Below are 15,022 nucleotides of genomic sequence, written 5' to 3' on the forward strand. Positions count from 1 at the left end.
ATTTTCGGCGCAAAGTCAAGGTGTGCCGGCACCGGTCGGAACCGGTGCCGGCACACCTTCTGCTGCAATGCGTGTCACATCTGCTTGCGAGCGATGTGGCACTCCGCTAGAGCGATCAGCAGAGCATCACGCATGACCAGTCGGCCTCGAAGCCCCAATTGGGGCGGCCGAGGGTCACCTCCGCGAAGTCACCCGCCTCGGCCAGCACCGGGGGCTCGTACGTGACGGTCTCCTTCTGCATTTGCGAACACCTCCCTCTCAAAACGATTCTCTGAAGTCCCCGTGGCGAAATTCCGTGGGGTCTTCAACCAACGGGTTCAAGCTAACGCCGACCGCTCACACTGCACTCACACCTCGCTTCCAATCCGCTCTCATCAATGACGATGAATACGTTCCGGTCTTGCATTGTTTCGCCGGCCGGGAGAGAGTCGGACTCCAATGGGGAGGCCGAAGTATGGATCGACGAATGATCCAAACCCCTGCCCGAAAGGAGAGAAGATGTCCGACATGCGTACGTGCGCGGTTTCGGTACTTGAAACCGCGCCGGTGTGGCAGGGTTCCTCACCGACCGCGGCTCTGCGCGGCGCACTCGAGCTGGCTCGCCGGGTCGAAGCGCTCGGGTACCTGCGTTACTGGGTTGCCGAGCACCACAACGCCCCCTTCATCGCGAGTTGCGCGCCGCCGGTGCTCGCCGGCCAGATCGCCGGCGTCACCTCGACAATTCGGGTCGGATCCGGCGGCGTCATGCTGCCCAATCACGCACCCCTGGTGGTCGCCGAGCAGTTCGGCACTCTCGAGGCGCTCAATCCGGGGCGCATTGATCTTGGGATAGGCCGGTCGCCGGGCACCGATCTGACGACGGCTCGCGCCCTGTGCCGCATCAGCAGTCCTCCCGGATCGGACGTTTTCCCCGGACAGGTCGCCGAGCTGGTGGGATATTTCGAGCGGCCCGGTGACGTCGTGACGGCGGAGACGGTCGTCGCCGTGCCCGCCCAAGAGAACCGGCCGCAGATCTGGTTGCTCGGATCGAGTGTCCACAGCGCGACGCTCGCCGGCTCACTGGGGCTGCCGTTCGCGTTCGCCCACCACGTCAGACCACAGAACGCGGTCTCCGCGATGGCCGCATACCGGGAGGCGTTCCAGCCCTCCACCTGGTCCGACCGGCCGTACGCGATGGTCGCCGCGTCCGTGATCGCAGCGGACAGCGATGATCACGCGGAGTGGCTCGCCGGACCGGTCGGCGTCATCATCCACGAGTCACTGGAGGGCCGGAGGAACCGGCCCAACCTCACGCCCGGCGAAGCGGCGGCCTACCGCTACTCCGAGGCCGAGCGGGCGCGTGTACGAAAGGGTCTCAGCGATCATCTGATCGGCGGACCGGCGACGGTACGCGGCCGGGTGGCCGAACTCCTCCGGGCGACCGGCGCCGACGAGCTCATGGCCATCACGTTGATCCAGGACATGGACGACCGCGTCCGTTCCTATGAGATCCTCGCCGACGCCGTGGCGTGTGCGGATCCCGAATCGCTCTCCGGCTCCGCAGGGGTGCGCTGATCGGAGGAGGCGGCGGATACGGCGAGACCGCCTCAGCGGCCGACCGCCCGGTCTGGAAGGGGGCCGAGCGTCGCCCACTCCCCACGAAAGAACAGCAGCGGTTCTTTCGCCGTATCCGTCGACAGGTGGCGTGCCTTACCGATGACGATGTTGTGATCTCCCGCCTCATGGCGGTCTTCGAGTGTGCAGTCGATCCAGGCCGCCGCACCGGAGATCATCGGGGCTCCACCGGGCGATTCGGCATTGACCATTCCGTCGAAGCGCCGGCACCCGCGCCGGGCGAACCGCCGCCCGAGATCCTCCTGACCGGCGGCCAGGACGTTGACGCAGAAGAATCCGGCGTCCCGGATCTTCGGCCACGTGGTCGAAGCCGTGGAGACACAGAACAGCACCAGCGGCGGGTCCAGGGAGAGAGTGCTGAACGCCTGGCAGGTGAACCCCGCAGGGTCCCCGTGGAGCGATGTCGTGATGACGGTGACGCCCGTACAGAAGTGACCGAGGACCCGGCGGAACGCCTGTGCGTCAGTAGCCGGAAAGGACTGCACTCTCGCCTCCTCTCGCTCCGGTCTCCGTCAGGCGTAGTCCCGGCTCACTGCGCAACATGGCCAGGTGGATCCGCTGTAGCTCGGGGCTCGGATCGATGCCCAGCTCGTCGCGGAGGCGGACACTCACCCTCTCGTACGCCCGAAGCGCCTCCGCCTGGCGGCCCGAGCGGTAGAGCGCGAGCATGAGCTGCCGCCAGAACCGCTCGCGGAACGGATACCTCACGGTGAGAACGCGCAGCTCGCCGACCAGCTCGTCGTGACGGCCGAGCGCCAGGCCGACCTCGTGACTGCGCTCGAGTGCCAGCAGCCGCTCCTCGTTCAGCCCGGGAACGAAGTCCCGATGGAGCGCCTCGGAGCGTACGTCGGGCAACGCCGGCCCGCGCCACAACGCGAGCGCCTCGGACAGTCGCGCCGCCTCCGCGGCCAGATCTCCTCGCGCGCCCGCCTTCCGCGCCGCTCGGTCGAGGGCGCGGAACCGCTCGAGGTCGAGGCATTCCGTGTCGATCCTGATCTCATAGCCGGCCGCCGACGTCCGCAGCATTCGGTGCGCGTCGTCACACTGCCGGGCGAGTGCCTGACGGAGACGCCCCACGCAGGTGTGCAGCGCGTTGCGTGGCCGGTGCGGCGGGATCTCACCCCACACCTGCTCGATGATCTCCTCATTCGTCACGGTCCTGTTCGCATTGAGCAGCAACGCGGCGAGCAGCGTTCGTTGTTTACCCCCCGGTAGGGATATCGGACGATCGTCGACGGTCATGGCCAGCGGGCCCAGGACCTGGAACTGTACGCGATTTGTGCTTCTTCGGGAAAAATACACTCGATTCATCGGAATCTGCCCTTAAAGGATTACCGAAAAGCCGAATCCTGCCTTCCCTTGACTCTTGAGCCACCGTACGCATCGAGGTTGTGGAACGGTTTAGAGGTGGTTGACGTTTGTCCTGACGGACTGGTTGACCCGCGAGGAAGGGCAGCTATGGCGGAGTCTGTCGAGTTCCGCATTCTCGGGCCGCTCGAGGTCCGCGTTGATGAGCGAGTTGTTGATCTTCCTCCAAAGCTCCGAGCGCTTCTCGTCACCCTTCTCTGTAGGGCGAACAGCGTCATCTCGGCCGACCAACTGATCGACGCGTTGTGGGGCGGCGACCCACCGCGGACCGCCGCCAAGACCCTCCAGGGCTACGTCCACCATCTGCGCAGGGCGCTGCGGGACGAGGGGCGGATCGCCCACCGCCCGCCCGGTTACCTGCTGGCCGTGCGACACGGTGAACTGGACGTGGTCCGGTTCGAGGAACTCTTCGAGCAGGGCACGCGGGCGGTCGCCGAGGGGCGGTTCACCGAGGGCGCAGATCTGCTTCGTCAGGCGGGCGAACAGTGGCGAGGTCCCATGCTCGAGGACCAGGATGAGATCACGTTGATCCATGAGGAGACGGTCCGTCTCACCGAGCTCCGCCAGGTGGCGACAGAGAAACGCATCGAGGCCGAGCTCGCCATGGGACGTCACGCCGAGCTCATCGGTGAACTGTCGGCTCTCGTCGCCGAGTATCCGTTCCGCGAACGCCTGCGCGCCCACCTCATGCTCGCGCTCCACCGATGCGGACGATCCGCCGAAGCCCTCGAGCTCTCCCACGACGGACGTGAGCTGCTCAAGCGCGAGCTGGGTGTCGATCCAGGGGTCGACCTGCGGCGCATCGAGGAGGCCATTCTGGCGGGAGATCCCGAGCTCGACGTCCCGCGCATGCCGAGTGGTCCGGCGCAGCTGCCCAGGGACATCGCGGACTTCACCGGGCACGAGGCCCATGTCGAAGAGCTGACTCGAGTGCTGGCCGACGGCGGCCCGGCGATCGTGATCTCGGCGATCGCGGGATTGGGCGGTATCGGCAAGACGACACTCGCCGTGCACGTGGCCTCCCAGCTGATCGAGGAGTTCCCGCACGGCCAGCTGTACGTCGATCTCGGGGGCGCCGAGATGCCGCTCGAGGCGACCTGGGTTCTGAACCGCTTCCTCCGGGATCTGGGAGTCGACGGTTCGAGCATTCCGGAGACGCTCGACGAGCGTGCGACCATGTACCGCAGCGTGCTGGCCACACGACGGATCCTCGTGGTGCTCGACAACGCCCATGACGAGGCACAGGTACGAGCGCTGCTGCCGGGCTCCCCCACATGCGCCGTGCTGCTGACCAGCCGCCGGCGACTGTCCGGGCTCGAGAGCGTCCACCGGGTCGACCTGGACGTGTTCGAACCCCGTCAGGCCGTGCGGCTGCTGGCGCAGATCGCCGGGACGGAGCTGGTGGAGGCCGAGCCCGACGCGGCGGCCGAGATCGTGGAACTGTGCGGCAGGTTGCCGCTCGCCGTTCGAATCGCGGGCTCCCGCCTCGCCTCCCGACCGGACTGGCGGCTCAGTGATCTCGCCGAGCGCCTGCGCGACCAACGACGCCGTCTGGACGAACTGGCCACCGGTGACCTCGCCGTACGGACATGCCTGGCCCTCAGTTACACCGGGCTGTCCTCCGGGGCCCGGCGCCTGTTCCGGCTTCTCGGCCTGCTTGAAACCCCCGATTTCGCCGCCTGGGTAGCGGTCGACCTTCTCGACACCACCCCCGCCCAGGCCGATCGCCACCTCGGAGAGCTCCTCGACGCCCGGATCATCGGCAGCACGGCTGCGGGCCGTTACCGGTTCCACGACCTGATCCGCCTCTACGCCCGCGAACTGGCCGACCGGGAGGACCGCGAGGAGGACCGGCGCGCGGCCCTCACCCGCGCATTCGGTGCCTGGCTCGCACTCGCCGAGCAGGCCCACATCACGGTGTGGGAGGGGGACTACGCGGTGGTGCACGGCAGTGCTCCTCGTCGGCGACTCCCTGAGGGCACGGATGCGGAGACCGAGCCTTTCGCCTGGTACCGATCCGAGCGGGCCGCACTGCTCGCGGTGGTCCGCCAGTCCGCCTGCCTGGACATGGCCGAACTCTGCTGGGACCTCGTAGGAACGCTCGTCTGCCTGTTCGAGGCGCTCAGTCACCATGACGAGTGGCGCGTCACCGTCGAGTACGGCCTCGCCGTCACCCGGCGAATGGCCGACCGCCGCGGGCAGGCGACGATGCTGACCGCGTCGGGTCTGCTCGGGATCGCCCGGCACCGGCACGAGCGGGCCGAAGCCGAGTTGACGGAGGCGATGCGGCTGTTCACGGAGGTCGCCGATCCCCACGGCCGTGCCCTCGCCCTGACCGCGCTGGCGTACGTCCGCCACCTGGGCGGTCGTTACGACATCGCCTTGGCCGGCTACGAAGAGGCCCTTGACGCGCTGCGCGGGGTCGGCGACCGCGGCGTCGAAGTGATCGTGCTGCGATGCATCGGTCAGGTGCACATCGACCTGCGGCATCCGCATCTCGCCGAGCCCTACCTCGTAGCCGCGCGAGCCGTCGCCGGTGGCGAACCGATGGAACACGTCCATCCGCAGCTCATCCACCTGATCGGCGAGCTTGACCTGGAGCGCGGAGAAGTGGAGCGCGCCGAACGGTCGTTCGACCGGCTCGCAGAGGTCGCACGCGAGCACCATGACCCGCGAAGCGAGGCTTTCGCGCTCTACGGACTGGGCAACGTCCGCCAGAGGCAGGGCGCTCTGAACGAAGCCGAAGAACTGCTCCAAGAAGCACTGTCGATCGCCCGCGACACCGCTGAACGCCTCCTCGAGGCCAGGACTCTGCTCACCCTCGGCGAGTGCCACCATGAACACGGGCACCGCCCTGAGGCCCTCGGGGCGCTCACCGAGGCCGTTGCCATCTTCGAGGAGATCGGCACCCCGCTCTGGCAGGCCCGAGCTCTTGAGTCACTGGCGTCCCATCTCGAGGCCGTCGGTGAGACCGACGCCGCGCGGGAGAACCGAGAGTGGTCTCTCAGGCTCTACGAAGAGCTCCGCTCACCGGAGAACGATCACGGCCCTGACGGCCCCGGCCCGGAGTTCTGAAAGGAGACCACGCGTCGGCCTGCCCGCCGGAACCGGAACGACGGCGGCCGGGGTGAGAGCCAGGCACAGCAGTGCTCCTTTCGGTCAGTGGGCGCCGGTGCGGCGCTCCAGGACTCGGGAGGTAACGGTCAAGCGGCCATCCGCCTGGAGCTCGGCAAGGATTCTGCGATCAACGGCATCCATGAGACATATCCTCCCTCCCACATACCATTACCTATAAATATTTAGCAGCATTTCCCGTCCTATCGAGGATAGTTTGTCCCTATCAGGCCGTGCCGGGGTGGATTCCACCGCGAACGCGCCCTTTCGTGACGGGGAGGACGAGGACATGAGTGCGCCCGCACAGCAGCGGCCGGTCGCGGTGATCGGCGCCGGGGCGATCGGGCTGTCGTTGGCGTCCGCGCTGGCGCGGACGGGCCGGCCGGTGACGGTGTGCGGACGGACGCCGGTGGACCGGATCGAGGTCACCGAGGACGGCATTCCTGAGTCGTGGCCGGTGACGCACACGTCGAGCCCGGCCGACATCGCTGGGTTCGACACCGCGATCCTCGCGGTCAAAGCTCACCACACCGACCAGGTCGCCGACTGGCTGCGCGTCATCGCCGACCCCGGCGCGACGGTGCTGGTCGCGCAGAACGGCGTCGAGCACCGCCGGCGCGTCGCCCCCTACACCGGGTCGGCGTCCATCGTGCCGACGGTGGTCTACCTGAACGTGGAGCGCACCGTACCCGGCAAAGCGATCCTGCGGCGGGTCGGCGACCGCGACCTGGCCGTGCGGGACGATGAGGCAGGCCGGGCGATCACGGCCGAGCTGACCGCCGGGCGCATGCGAGTCGGGCTGGAGCCGGACTTCGCCACGGCGGCGTGGGCGAAGCTGCTGACCAACATCACCGCGAACCCGCTGACCGCGCTCACCGGCCGCCGCGTCGAGGTCATCCGCGACCCCGGAGTCGGCGGCATCGCCCGGCAGATCATGACCGAGGCCGTACGGGTCGCCCAGGCCGAAGGCGCGGCCCTCACCGACGCGGACGTGGATCGGTGGATGGAGTGGCTGCGGAACGTCCCGCCCGGTGCGACGACCTCGATGCGGCAGGACCGGCTCGCCGGCCGCCCGCTGGAGTACGACGCCCTCACCGGCGCGGTCGTCCGCGCCGCCGAACGCCACGGGATCGACGTGCCGGTCAACCGGCTCGTCCTCGCTCTGGTGGCCGCCATCCGACCCGAGGAGGAGACCCGATGAAGCTCTCGCACCGCGCCCGGACCGTCGAGCCGTTCCACGCGATGGCGTTCGGCCAGCAGGCCGCCGACCTCGAAGCTCAAGGCCACCGGGTCGTCAAGCTCAGCATCGGCGAACCCGACTTCGGCGCACCCCCGGCCGTGCGCGACGCGATGCGCGAAGTCATGGACGGCCGGCCCCTGCCCTACTCACCCGCGCTCGGCCTGTCGGCGCTTCGGGAGGCGATCGCCGGGTTCTACCGCGACCGGCACGGCGTGACCGTGAGCCCGGCCCGCATCGTCATCACCACCGGCGCGTCCGCCGCGCTGCTGCTCATCGCCGCGGCGACCACCGAACCCGGTGACGAGGTGATCCTGGCCGACCCCTCTTACCCCTGCAACCGTCAGCTCGTGGAGACCTTCGGCGGCCGCGTCGTCACCGTCCCGACGACCGCGGCGACCCGATTCCAGCTCGACGCCGCCGCCGTCGAGCAGGCGTGGAGCGAGCGCACCAACGCGGTGATGGTCGCCACCCCGTCGAACCCGACCGGCACCTCCATCCCCTTCGAGGAGCTGGCCGCGATCAGCGACCTGGCCCGCGAGCGCGGAGCGTGGCGGATCGTGGACGAGATCTACCTGAACCTCTCCGACCCCGCCCCCGACGGCACCCCGCCGCGCACCGTCCTGTCGGCCGACCCGGACGCGGTCGTCATCAACAGCTTCTCCAAGTATTTCGGCATGACCGGGTGGCGGCTCGGATGGGCCGTGCTCCCCGAAGCCCTCGTCCCGCACATCGAGCGCCTGGCGATGAACTATTTCCTGTGTGCCTCCGCGCCCGCCCAGCTCGCAGCCCTGGCCGCTTTCACTCCGGCATCCCTCGCTCTGTGTGAGGACCGCCGCGTCGAGCTGGCCGCCCGCCGCGCCCTCGTCCTCGACGGGCTCGCCCGCATCGGGCTGCCAGTCCCGGCTGTGCCGGACGGGGCGTTCTACGTCTACTTCGATATCAGTGGCACCGGCCTGGGTGCCTGGGAGTTCTGCGAACGCGCCCTCGACGAGGCCCACGTCGCACTCACTCCCGGCAAGGACTTCGGCGCCCACACCGCCGACACCCACGTGCGGCTGTCCTACGCCGCCTCCCGTGGGGAGCTGCGCGAAGGGCTCGACCGGCTCGGCGTCCTCATCACGTCCCTGCGAGCGGAAGGAGCAACCGCGTCGGTCAGGATCGCGGCTCACGGGTGCCAGCGCTGGCCGGTGTAGTTTCCGCAGGGGTTGGCCACCAGGGCGACGTAGTTGGCGGGAGGCCCGTCCGTGTCCAGGCACAGGCCGCTGGTGAGGTTGGTGAGCTGCCCGGTGCCGGGGTTGTAGCGCCACTGCTGGCCGCTGTAGTTCCCGCACGGGTTCAGCACGGCGTTGACTCCTCTGGTGGGGGCTCCGGCCGTGTCGAGGCACAGGCTGCTGGGCGGGTTGACGAGGTGGTAGGTGGTCTGGTCGTAGCGCCAGCGCTGGCCGCTGTAGTTCCCGCAGTCACGGACTTGCACGTGGACGCCGGGGCCCTGCGGTCCGTCGGTGTCGATGCACAGTCCGCTGGCGGTGTTGGTGATCGGGCCCCGGTCCAGAGGGGGCGATTGCGTGCTGGGCTGCGGGTCGGGTGCAGGCGTGGTGGCCGGCTGAGGGCTCGTGGGTGATGGCGAGGGTGTGGCGCTGGTGGCGGGCGAGGTCGCCGTCGTGGCCAGGCCCGTGTTTCCCGCTCCGGTATCTCCGTTGGACGCGGCCAGGGCCAGCGCGACCGCGCCCAGACCTGCGTACGGGGCGAGTCGCCGGGCAGCGTGAGAGTCGAACCGTGTAGTCAGCCGGCGGGTGCGAGGGTCCCCGTCCTGGGGTGGAGCGGACGGCGAACCGGTGAGCTCGGAGAGCAGTTGGGGAACGGCCGGTCGGACGGCGGGATCCTTGGCGAGGGCGCGGGCGACGAGTTGGCGAAGGTGTGGCTCAAGGCCGTCCAGGTCAGGCTCGGCGTGCTGGACCCGGCTGTTGATCTCGGCGCCGCCGGCCCCGGCGAAGGCAGGACGGCCCGTGCCCGCATAGGCGACGACGGCGCCCCAGCAGAACACGTCGGCGGCCGGGAGCGGCCGGCCACCGGCCAACAACTCGGGCGCGATGTAGCCGGGGGTGCCGATGACCGTCCCGGAACGCGTCAACTGCCCGGTGGCGTCCAGAGCGCGGGCGATACCGAAATCGATGACCCGCGGACCGACCGGTGACAGCAGTACGTTGGAGGGTTTGAGGTCCCGGTGGATCAACCTGGCCTGGTGGATTGCGGTCAGGGCCGTCGCGATACCGACCGCGAGCGCGTCGAGATCGGCTCCACGCAGCGGGCCGTCGGCGGACACCGCCTCTTGCACCGTCGGACCGTCGATGAAGTCGGTGGCCACCCACAGCGGGTCCTGGTCGAGACCGGCGTCCAGGACCGGCGCCGTGCAGAACCGCCGCACCCGCCGCGCCGCCTCCACCTCCTGCCGGAACCGCTCGCGGAACTCAGGCTCGCGCGCCAGTTCGGCGTTGATGACCTTCACCGCGACACGCCGTCCACCGCTGTCTTCGGCGAGCCACACCGTCCCCATTCCGCCGCGGCCCAGCCGGCGAACAACCCGATACCGCCCGATCATCTCGACCACGTCAAGAAGCATGACAGAAAAACACTCGTGTCTGACAGCTTCAATCCCTACCGCGACCGGACGTCCGCCGGGTCATCACACGATGCCCGACGGGCCGCGTTCACCCCGGGGGCCGGCGCCCCTCGGACACGGCTCCGGAGACGGGCGATGCCGCCCCGGCTGCCGCAGCCGAGCGATCCCGTCATCGGATGATTAAATAACGTACTGGTTCGTCCGTTAGTGAGGGGTGAGTCCTCGGCATGCGCAGGTCCATCGCCACCGTGTCGCTCAGCGGCTCGCTGGCCGACAAGCTGACCGCCGTCGGCGCCGCCGGATTCGACGGTATCGAGATCTTCGAGAACGACCTGATCTCCAGCGAGATGGCCCCGGAGGAGGTCCGGCGCCGCGCCGCCGACCTGGGGCTGGCCATCGAGTTGTATCAGCCGTTCCGGGACTTCGAAGCCGTCCCGCCGGGTCTCCTCGCCGACGCTCTGCGCCGGGCGGAGCACAAGCTCGACCTCATGGAGCGACTGGGCGTCACGCGGCTGCTCGTCTGCTCGAACGTCTCCCCCGCCGCGGTGGACGACGATGGTCTGGCCGCCGAACAGCTGCGGCTGCTCGCCGACCGGGCCGCCGACCGTGGGATCCGGATCGCCTACGAGGCGCTGGCGTGGGGGCGTCACGTCAGCGACTACCTGCACGCCTGGCGCATCGTTCGAATGGCGGACCATCCGAATCTCGGACTGTGTCTGGACAGCTTTCACATTCTGGCCCGCGACGTCGACCCGTACGCCATCGAGACGATTCCCGGCGAGAAGATCTTCTTCCTGCAGCTCGCCGACGCCCCGTCCCTGCCGATGGACGTCCTGTACTGGAGCCGGCACTACCGCTGTTTCCCCGGGGAGGGCGACCTGGACGTGGCGGGGTTCCTCGCGCACGTACTGCGAACCGGCTACGAGGGGCCGCTCTCTCTGGAGGTGTTCAACGACATCTTCCGGCAGGCGGCCGCCATGCGCACCGCCCAGGACGCGATGCGTTCCCTCATCGCCTTGGAAGAGCAGGTCGGCACCTCCATCGGCGGCTCGTCCCGATCAGCGGCACCCGCGCCGGTGGCCCCGAGTGGATTCGCCTTCGCGGAACTGGCCACCCCGGGCCCTGGCCTGGTCAGCGGGCTGCTGAAGGCGCTGGGGTTCGTCCGTACGGGAACGCATCGCGGCAAGCCGGTGGAGCTCTGGGAGCAGGGCGAGGCGCGGATTCTGCTGAACAGCGGGAGTCCGGAGAGCGGGGACGGCCCCGTCCTGAACGCGATCGGGTTGGAGTCCCCCGATCCCGCCGCATCGGTCGAACGCGCGCAGGCACTTCTGTCGCCCGTTCTGCCGCGCCTGCGGGACCCGGACGACGCGCCGCTGGACGCCGTGGCCGCGCCGGACGGCACCGAGTTGTTCTTCTGCCGAACCGCGCGGCCGGACCACCCGAGCTGGACCGACGACTTCTCGGAGGACGAGCGGGATCCCTCCGACGGAGCGGGCGAGATCACTCACATCGATCACGTCGCGCTCCCCCAGCCATGGCATCACTTCGATGAGGCGTCCCTGTTCTACCGAAGCGTCCTGGGGCTGCGCCCCCATGAGAGCCTGGAACTGCCTGATCCGTACGGGTTGATGCGGAGTCGCGCGGTCTCCACCGACGACGGCCGGGTCCGGATCGCCCTCAATGTCGCCTACGTCGGCGCGCACGACGGCACGCCCGGTGTCGCCTGGCAGCATGTGGCGCTGGCCAGCCGGGACATCGTCGCCACCGCACGCAGGATCCGCACCGCGGGATTCACGCCTCTCGCGATTCCGGAGAACTACTATGACGATCTCGAGGCACGCCACGACCTCGGAGCGGAACGGCACGGACTGCTCCGGGAGCTCAACCTGCTCTACGACAAGGACGAGCACGGCGAGTTCGTGCACTTCTACACCGGCACCACCGGCCGCGTGTTCTTCGAAATCGTCCAGCGCCTGGACGACTACCGGGGCTACGGTGCGGTCAACGCACCTGTCCGGCTGGCCGCCCAGCACGCTCGGTCCCACCGCCGCTCGAGCTGAACCCGGCGGAGGTGCGGGCGCCGACGACGTTGGTCAGCGACGAGACGCCGCCCCCAGCCGCCATAGGATGGTCTTCCACCGGTAGCCGCCTCCGTGGAGTCACATGTCATCGCAGCCCGCCACTCCCGCCTCCGGTGAGCGCCAGCGTGACGCCGACCGCACGCGTGCCGAGATCCTCGACGTCGCGCAGCGAGAGTTCGCCCGGCATGGGTATGCCGGCGCACGGGTGGATGACATGGCGGCGCTCATGCGCACGACCAAGCGGATGATCTACTACTACTTCGGGGGCAAGGAGCAGCTGTACGTAGCGGTTCTGGAGAAGGCGTACAGCGAGGTCCGGAGGCTGGAGTCGACCATCGACGTCCAGCACCTCGCGCCGGTGGAGGCGATCCGCACGCTGGCCGAGCTGACATTCGACCACCATGAGGCGCACCAGGACTTCATCAAGCTCGTCAGCATCGAGAACATCCACCAGGCCGAGCACCTGCGCAAGTCTGACGTTCTGGTGAACCTCGGCGCCCCGGCGGTCGAGCTGATCTCCCAGATCCTCGACGCCGGTCGCGCCGACGGCGACTTCGTCGTGGACGTGGACGCCATCGACGTCCACATGATGATCAGCTCGTTCTGCTTCTTCCGCATCGCCAACCAGCACACGTTCGCCGCGTTGTTCGGACGGGATATGACCGCTCCGGAGCACCGGTCCCGGCACCGCGAGATGATCGGTGAGATGGTCGTCGCCTACCTGACCGGCGCGGAGCACAGGACTCCGCGCCAGGACTGACGACCCCGGTCACCGTACGACGATGGCCCCGGTCACCGCACGACGATCTTGCCGGTGTTCTGGGGGAAGACCGGGTCGTTGTAGAAGTACTCTCCCGGCTCGTTGAAGGTGTGGGTGGCGGACGTGCCAGGTGCCAGCCGGCCGGTGTTGAACTCGTGGTCGAAGAACGACGCGGCCCCGTGGCTGTGGGCATTGTCCGCGGGGTTGGCGAAGGTCACCGTCGTTCCCACCGTGATGGACAGGTTCTGTGGGGACATGGCGTTCTGCGCGACGATGTTCTCCTCGGTGCCCGGAGACTGGGTGGAGCCGTTCCACACCCGGCCGAGCGTGATCGTCGTACCGGCGACCGGGACGCTGCGGATCTGATTTCGCTTCGACGGGGGCGTCGGAGCGGCGGCCTGCGGGACCCGGCCGCCGAGTTTGAACGCCCACAGGTGGTCGCCCTTTGGGATGTCCGGGTACGGGAGACCGTTCCCGCCGGCGAAGACGGCGATGTACTGCTCTCCGTCGAGCTCGTAGGAGATCGGGCTGGTGTGCACCCCGGCACCGGTCTGCCACCGCCATAGGACGCGGCCGTCGGTGTCGTCCATGGCGACCAGGACTCCGTCGGGGCCGCCTTGGAACATGACCCGGCCGGCGGTCGTGAGGATCCCGTTGCCGTGGGCAAGGGACCAGTCGCCCTCCTTGCGCCACACCGGCTTGTTGGTGTGGGGATCGACCGCGACGATCCCGCCGGAGAAGTACTCCCCGTAGGGCCGTGCGGTGTTGACCCGGCCGCCGTTGGTGTTGGAGTACGAGGAGTTGATCAAGCCGTATCCGACGTACAGGTGGCCGGTGTGGGGGCTGAAGGAGATGTGCGCCCAATCCGCGCCGCCGCCCGCACCGGGGTACAGGATCGTCGCGTCGTCCCAGAACGGGGTGAAGATCCCTCCCGACGGGTAGTACGGCACCGGTCGCGTGGTGTCGTGGAAGCTCGGCGCCTGGTGCACGAACGGTTCCCCGCCGGGGAACGGCTGCGTCGGCCAGGTCTTCTGGCGCGGTTCCTGGGGAACCGGCCGTTCCTCCATGCCGTGGACGGGTTCGCCGGTGGCGCGGTCGAGGATGTAGTACATGCAGACCTTGCTGCCGTAGACGACCACCTTGCGTTTCCTGCCGCGGATCTTCAGGTCGAGCAGGACGGGGGCCATGACGTTGTCGTAGTCCCAGATGTCGTGGTGGACCGACTGGAAGTGCCAGCGCCGCTTCCCGGTCTTCGCGTCGATGGCCAGCAGACAGTTCGCGAAGAGGTTCGTGCCGCCGCGGGTCGAGCCGTTCGTGCGCGGGTACGGATTGCCGAACGCCCAGTAGACCAGGCCCAGCTCCGGGTCGATGGCGGGATGCATCCACGTCACGGCCCCGCCGGTCTTCCAGGAGTCGCCCTCCCAGGTGTCGTGGCCGTACTCGCCGGGTCCGGGCGCGCCCCAGAACGTCCAGGCGACTTCGCCGGTCGCGGCGTGCAGCGCGTAGGCGCGGCCGCGTGCGCCGATCGTGCTGCCCTGCATGCCGACGTAGATCAGGCCGTCCCAGTACACGACGGCGCCGGCGAGAGTGCCGACGCTGCCGCCGCACTGCCCGTTCTGCGGGTCGCATCCGCCGTTGTCGCCGGTGCCTTCGTCGTCGGTCAGCAGTTGCTTCTGCCAGACCACCGCGCCGGTCTCCTGATCGAGGGCGTAGACGATGTTCGCCCCCGAGGTGGTGAAGACCTTGCCCTCGGCCACCGCCACGCCGCGCATGTTGGTCTGCCGATCGCCGACGTTGGTCCTCCACTTGATGGCTCCGGTCCGCCCGTCGACGGCGAAGACGTTCTGCTGGGTCGTCTGGACGTACAGCACGCCGTCCTGCGCGACGATCGTGCTCTGCTGCGGAGCGCTGGTGCTGCCGCCCTCCAGGTTGACATGCCAGGCGCCGCCCAGCCGCGGGACGTTCGTGCGGTTGATCTGCCGAAGAGCGGAGTGGTTCTGGTTGCCCAGGTCGCCTCCGACCTTCGGGTAGTCGGTTCCCGCGGCCCCCAGCCCGGCCGGCTGACGGGGGATCACCGGGATTTCCGCGTCGGCGGGCCTCGCCGGGCCGGTGAGGGCGAGGGCGCCTCCCATGCCGACCGCGCCGGTCAAGAAGTTTCGTCGACCCACAGGGGCTGTCATGGCGGCTCCTGTCCGCAGAGAACTTGATCAGTCCAGCATCCTGGA

General features: G+C 68.8%; 12 protein-coding genes. 6 read left to right on the plus strand and 6 right to left on the minus strand.

All coding sequences use genetic code 11. The annotated features are described in order from the left end of the window. Nucleotides 1-115 precede the first annotated feature (115 nt). Nucleotides 116-241 (minus strand): lasso RiPP family leader peptide-containing protein, encoded by a 126-nt coding sequence (locus ACQP2O_RS28950; RefSeq protein ID WP_345430142.1) that lies wholly within the window; start codon nucleotides 239-241, stop codon nucleotides 116-118. Between the two features lie 257 nt (nucleotides 242-498). Between ACQP2O_RS28950 and ACQP2O_RS28955 the strand changes: the two genes are divergently transcribed. Continuing rightward, the gene (locus ACQP2O_RS28955) at nucleotides 499-1,554 is read left to right on the plus strand and encodes an LLM class flavin-dependent oxidoreductase (protein ID WP_433170447.1); all 1,056 of its coding nucleotides are present in this window, start codon (nucleotides 499-501) and stop codon (nucleotides 1,552-1,554) included. 32 nt (nucleotides 1,555-1,586) lie between these two features. On the opposite strand, the gene ACQP2O_RS28960 is transcribed toward ACQP2O_RS28955, so the two are convergent. Both ACQP2O_RS28960 and ACQP2O_RS28965 read right to left on the minus strand, forming a co-directional pair. Then, a complete protein-coding gene (locus ACQP2O_RS28960) occupies nucleotides 1,587-2,099 on the minus strand; it encodes a flavin reductase family protein (protein WP_433170449.1) in 513 nt (170 codons plus the stop codon). Then, nucleotides 2,077-2,925 (minus strand): AfsR/SARP family transcriptional regulator, encoded by an 849-nt coding sequence (locus tag ACQP2O_RS28965; RefSeq protein ID WP_433170451.1) that lies wholly within the window; start codon nucleotides 2,923-2,925, stop codon nucleotides 2,077-2,079. The genes ACQP2O_RS28960 and ACQP2O_RS28965 overlap by 23 nt, the downstream gene beginning before the upstream one ends. Nucleotides 2,926-3,072: 147 nt before the next feature. On the opposite strand from ACQP2O_RS28965, the gene ACQP2O_RS28970 reads away from it, so the two are divergent. Beyond that, nucleotides 3,073-6,057, plus strand: coding sequence for a BTAD domain-containing putative transcriptional regulator (locus ACQP2O_RS28970; RefSeq protein ID WP_433170453.1), 2,985 nt, complete (start codon nucleotides 3,073-3,075; stop codon nucleotides 6,055-6,057). An 84-nt stretch (nucleotides 6,058-6,141) separates the two neighbouring features. Here ACQP2O_RS28970 and ACQP2O_RS28975 read toward each other — a convergent pair whose 3' ends face one another. Further along, the gene (locus tag ACQP2O_RS28975) at nucleotides 6,142-6,240 is read right to left on the minus strand and encodes an AsnC family transcriptional regulator (protein WP_433170455.1); all 99 of its coding nucleotides are present in this window, start codon (nucleotides 6,238-6,240) and stop codon (nucleotides 6,142-6,144) included. 145 nt (nucleotides 6,241-6,385) lie between these two features. On the opposite strand from ACQP2O_RS28975, the gene ACQP2O_RS28980 reads away from it, so the two are divergent. Together ACQP2O_RS28980 and ACQP2O_RS28985 are read left to right on the plus strand one after the other, a co-directional pair. Further along, nucleotides 6,386-7,297, plus strand: a complete 912-nt coding sequence (locus ACQP2O_RS28980; RefSeq protein ID WP_433170457.1) for a 2-dehydropantoate 2-reductase — start codon at nucleotides 6,386-6,388, stop codon at nucleotides 7,295-7,297. After that, nucleotides 7,294-8,529, plus strand: a complete 1,236-nt coding sequence (locus ACQP2O_RS28985) for an aminotransferase class I/II-fold pyridoxal phosphate-dependent enzyme (RefSeq protein ID WP_433170459.1) — start codon at nucleotides 7,294-7,296, stop codon at nucleotides 8,527-8,529. Before ACQP2O_RS28980 ends, ACQP2O_RS28985 begins: the two co-directional genes overlap by 4 nt. On the opposite strand, the gene ACQP2O_RS28990 is transcribed toward ACQP2O_RS28985, so the two are convergent. Then, nucleotides 8,502-9,935 carry a serine/threonine protein kinase gene (locus tag ACQP2O_RS28990; RefSeq protein WP_433191185.1) on the minus strand — a complete coding sequence of 478 codons (1,434 nt, stop codon included), beginning with the start codon at nucleotides 9,933-9,935 and terminating at the stop codon, nucleotides 8,502-8,504. The genes ACQP2O_RS28985 and ACQP2O_RS28990 overlap by 28 nt on opposite strands. A 248-nt stretch (nucleotides 9,936-10,183) precedes the next feature. Here ACQP2O_RS28990 and ACQP2O_RS28995 point away from each other — a divergent pair, with 248 nt between their 5' ends. Both ACQP2O_RS28995 and ACQP2O_RS29000 read left to right on the plus strand, forming a co-directional pair. Then, on the plus strand, nucleotides 10,184-12,016 hold the full coding sequence (locus ACQP2O_RS28995) for a bifunctional sugar phosphate isomerase/epimerase/4-hydroxyphenylpyruvate dioxygenase family protein (RefSeq protein WP_433170461.1): 1,833 nt from the start codon (nucleotides 10,184-10,186) through the stop codon (nucleotides 12,014-12,016). A 103-nt stretch (nucleotides 12,017-12,119) separates the two neighbouring features. Then, nucleotides 12,120-12,797 (plus strand): TetR family transcriptional regulator, encoded by a 678-nt coding sequence (locus ACQP2O_RS29000; RefSeq protein ID WP_433170463.1) that lies wholly within the window; start codon nucleotides 12,120-12,122, stop codon nucleotides 12,795-12,797. A gap of 32 nt (nucleotides 12,798-12,829) precedes the next feature. Here ACQP2O_RS29000 and ACQP2O_RS29005 read toward each other — a convergent pair whose 3' ends face one another. Beyond that, nucleotides 12,830-14,977 (minus strand): PQQ-binding-like beta-propeller repeat protein, encoded by a 2,148-nt coding sequence (locus ACQP2O_RS29005; RefSeq protein ID WP_433170465.1) that lies wholly within the window; start codon nucleotides 14,975-14,977, stop codon nucleotides 12,830-12,832. Nucleotides 14,978-15,022: the final 45 nt, after the last annotated feature.

This window comes from Actinoallomurus sp. CA-150999 (genome assembly GCF_050942425.1).
Lineage (GTDB): Bacteria > Actinomycetota > Actinomycetes > Streptosporangiales > Streptosporangiaceae > Actinoallomurus.

Excerpts from the sequence above, each read along its gene's own strand:
- ACQP2O_RS29005 (WP_433170465.1), bottom strand. The coding sequence starts at position 14,977 with ATGACAGCCCCTGTGGGTCGACGAAACTTCTTGACCGGCGCGGTCGGC.
- ACQP2O_RS28995 (WP_433170461.1), top strand. The coding sequence starts at position 10,184 with ATGCGCAGGTCCATCGCCACCGTGTCGCTCAGCGGCTCGCTGGCCGAC.
- ACQP2O_RS28970 (WP_433170453.1), top strand. The coding sequence starts at position 3,073 with ATGGCGGAGTCTGTCGAGTTCCGCATTCTCGGGCCGCTCGAGGTCCGC.
- ACQP2O_RS28990 (WP_433191185.1), bottom strand. The coding sequence starts at position 9,935 with ATGATCGGGCGGTATCGGGTTGTTCGCCGGCTGGGCCGCGGCGGAATG.
- ACQP2O_RS28950 (WP_345430142.1), bottom strand. The coding sequence starts at position 241 with ATGCAGAAGGAGACCGTCACGTACGAGCCCCCGGTGCTGGCCGAGGCG.
- ACQP2O_RS28985 (WP_433170459.1), top strand. The coding sequence starts at position 7,294 with ATGAAGCTCTCGCACCGCGCCCGGACCGTCGAGCCGTTCCACGCGATG.
- ACQP2O_RS29000 (WP_433170463.1), top strand. The coding sequence starts at position 12,120 with ATGTCATCGCAGCCCGCCACTCCCGCCTCCGGTGAGCGCCAGCGTGAC.
- ACQP2O_RS28965 (WP_433170451.1), bottom strand. The coding sequence starts at position 2,925 with ATGAATCGAGTGTATTTTTCCCGAAGAAGCACAAATCGCGTACAGTTC.
- ACQP2O_RS28980 (WP_433170457.1), top strand. The coding sequence starts at position 6,386 with ATGAGTGCGCCCGCACAGCAGCGGCCGGTCGCGGTGATCGGCGCCGGG.
- ACQP2O_RS28955 (WP_433170447.1), top strand. The coding sequence starts at position 499 with ATGTCCGACATGCGTACGTGCGCGGTTTCGGTACTTGAAACCGCGCCG.
- ACQP2O_RS28975 (WP_433170455.1), bottom strand. The coding sequence starts at position 6,240 with ATGGATGCCGTTGATCGCAGAATCCTTGCCGAGCTCCAGGCGGATGGC.